A 252-nucleotide genomic window follows, 5' to 3' on the forward strand; every position below is an offset into this window, starting at 1 on the left:
GTTAGCATTGAAAGTCCCCTGGCGTTTAGCCTGCTGTTATAGCGTCCGGTATTGGTTGAGTTGGATGGTGCTGGCACCGTTAAAAATATCGGTGCCCGAGGTAATGATTTGGTCACCCGGTTGTAAGCCAGTCAGGATTTCTACCGCGTTAAGGCTACGGGCTCCTACTTCAATCGGGGTTTTCACCGCCATGCCACTGGCGACTCTGTAAGCATATTTGCCATTGCTGCTGTCCAGAAACTGGCCGCGGGC

The 252-nt window shown here is 52.8% G+C and carries 1 protein-coding gene; it reads right to left on the reverse strand.

The genetic code is table 11. The annotated features are described in order from the left end of the window. Window positions 1-36: 36 nt before the first annotated feature. Window positions 37-252, reverse strand: a 216-nt coding sequence (locus SB773_RS33485; protein ID WP_486304331.1) for a permuted SH3 domain-containing protein, incomplete at its 5' end; no start/stop codon positions are given.

The organism is Bacillus sp. SIMBA_074 (genome assembly GCF_046534555.1).
In the GTDB taxonomy this organism is placed as follows: Bacteria; Bacillota; Bacilli; order Bacillales; family Bacillaceae_G; genus Bacillus_A; species Bacillus_A mycoides.